2 protein-coding genes and 1 pseudogene are annotated in these 2440 nt (G+C 55.0%); all 3 read right to left on the reverse strand.

What is annotated here, in order from left to right:
- Window positions 1-918: pseudogene (locus Q9R34_RS21560) on the reverse strand (hemagglutinin repeat-containing protein); the annotation flags it as partial.
- Window positions 919-1014: 96 nt separating this feature from the next.
- Window positions 1015-1401 carry a hypothetical protein gene (locus Q9R34_RS21565; protein WP_485896404.1) on the reverse strand — a complete coding sequence of 129 codons (387 nt, stop codon included), beginning with the start codon at window positions 1399-1401 and terminating at the stop codon, window positions 1015-1017.
- Window positions 1402-1407: 6 nt separating this feature from the next.
- The coding region (locus Q9R34_RS21570; RefSeq protein ID WP_485896406.1) for a VENN motif pre-toxin domain-containing protein at window positions 1408-2440 on the reverse strand (1033 nt) is incomplete at its 5' end.

Here is a 2440-nt window from a genome sequence, read left to right on the forward strand (position 1 = left end):
GTTTGCGGCTTTCGTCTCGATTATCTGACCCTGCGTCCTGGCTATATCCCCCGCCTGTGCCCCGATTTCCCCTGTCAGCTGCGCCGCCTTCAGCCGGTTCTGCTCTTTCTCCTTGTCGAAGATGACGTCCAGAGCCGGATTGGCGTTCGCCACGTCGCGGCTTAAATCTGCAACGTCCTGCGCCTGCTTTTCCTTATCGCGGATAACGATAGTGCCTTCGCTCACCGCCGACTTCGTCACCGAAGAGGCGCTGTCGCCGCCGTTCAGCCCCGCCAGCATCCCGTTCGCCATGTTCCCGGCGAACTGACCGCCCACGCTGCCGCCGGTGCTTATCCCCGCGCTCTGATGCTCCACCTTATAGTCCGCGTGGTTCTCAATGTCGCCGAAGCCCAGCGTGCCAGTGTCGAGCCGGTTCTTATCCGGCGTCGCCGTACTCGCTATCACCGCGCCGTTCAGCTGCGTGTGCTCACCCACCGTCACGTTAAAGCCGTCCTTCCCGGCAAAGATGCCGGTCTGCTCCGCCACGCTCTGCCAGGTGCTGTGCATCTTATCCCGGCTCACGTTCACGTTTGCCGAGCCGGTCGCTGAGCCGAAGGTGAAGCTGCCGCCCGCGCTGGCGCTCTGCTGCTGACTGTCGTAGCGGTCGCTGTCCTGCTCCGACGTCAGCGTCAGGTTGCGGCCCGCGTCCACCTTCACGCTGTTGCCGTTTGCCTGCGCGCCCGTCAGCGTGGTGTCGCGCCCGCTGGTCAGGCTGAGCTGGCTGCCCGCGTCCAGCGTGGTTTCGCTGTGCGTCAGCCCGTTGCCTTTTTCGCTGCCCTTCGCCGCGTTGACGCTCGCCGACACGCTGATGCCGTAGCCGCCTGAACCCACGCCGATGCCAACCCCGGCGCTACCGCCCTTGCTGCCGTTTTTGCTGTCGGTGACGGTGATGATAAGATTTATTGAGTAGCGGCCATTATCAGGTAACTGGCTGGTTATAAAGTAAAACCCCAGCCGTGAAAACTGGGCGTTCTATTAACAAGATGCTATTGTTGGACTAACAGAAGACAGTACTTCAATAACATCATCTCCTGTAACTATTAAGTAATGATTTATAGAACCCCCATCATGTATGTTGGCGCTTTGCTCATTAAACCATGATAAATAATGAGATCCTTCTACTGTATAAATTCCTGTAATCATCTGACCATTCAAATCATCTTGCATTTTTAGCAAGTCACCTTCATCTGTTACACGAAAGGAGTGTATCCATTCAAAAGTAACCATAACATTACTTTTAACATACCCATCAGATAAGTTGAAAGTTAACTCAAGTGTTCCAGAAAAATATTTAACATCCTTTAACTGACTATTTTTAAAGGAATGAACACCGATATCAATACTTATAATTTTCTCAGTCATATGGCATCACTCATCATATCTAAATTTAACTCTATTCTTACCAGACTGTATTTCCAAAGTGGGCCTACCATCTGTGCTACGCTCTCTGACAACTACAGTTCTTCCATCAGGAAGTTTACCAACTCGGCCGCCAGGAATATCTTTAATTTCAGTAGGTCTTAACAGATCGAACTCTTTGTTAGCAGCTTCACTCCCACCTGTTCTTTCAAAAATTTTTGATCGGCCTGTTGTTTCCTGACCTTTTGATGATGAAGACATCAGGTCATCAACAGTCGTCTTTTGTTCATTATTCCGCGCATTTTCCTCATCCTGCGGTTCCCATCCTCCCGGTGTTCCCGATCCAGCTCCCCCCAGTTCCGCTTTCTCCGCCTCCGTCAGATCTTTCACCACATTCGAATCACGTGAATTTGCAGCTTGGTCGCGTGCTTCAACAATTGAAGGGCCGTCAGTAATTTGCGGAGTATCCTCCTCAGTTCCTGACCCTTTCAGAGCCTTATCCAGCTCCGAGGCAATGTTGTTATTCGCATCCTGAACAACTTTATCACCCGGACTCATGGGCAGTCCCGGAACAGGCACTGGCATGGGCCTCGGCAGTAAAAGGTTATTGTTTTCCAGCGCGTTCTTACCCGCCTGTGCCCCGGCCACCGCATCCGCCGTGCTGTCACCCACCACGCCGCCTGCCAGCCCCGCCGCTAATGTCCCCAGCGCGCTTATCGTCTGGCGCTGCTCTTCGCTCAGGTCCTCACGCTTAACCCCCGGATACAGCTGCTGCGCGATGTACTCGCCCATTGCCGCGCCTGAGGCGCCCGCCAGCGCTGAGTTGCCCGCCGCATACGAGGTTACCGCACCCAGCACCGCGTGCGCCATCAGGTTCGCTTCGGTATTCACCACCTCTTTGCCGTCCGGCCCTGTCGTGGTCGTCAGCCTGTGTATTTCTGTCGCCAGGTACGGACTGGCCGCGCCGCTCAGCGCCTGCGCCACGTTGCCGCCCGACAGCCCCTGCACCGCTGCCGTCACCGCGCTGATGGCACGCTGCACC

Origin of the sequence: Enterobacter sp. BRE11, assembly GCF_031844285.1 — a bacterium.
In the GTDB taxonomy this organism is placed as follows: domain Bacteria; phylum Pseudomonadota; class Gammaproteobacteria; order Enterobacterales; family Enterobacteriaceae; genus Pantoea.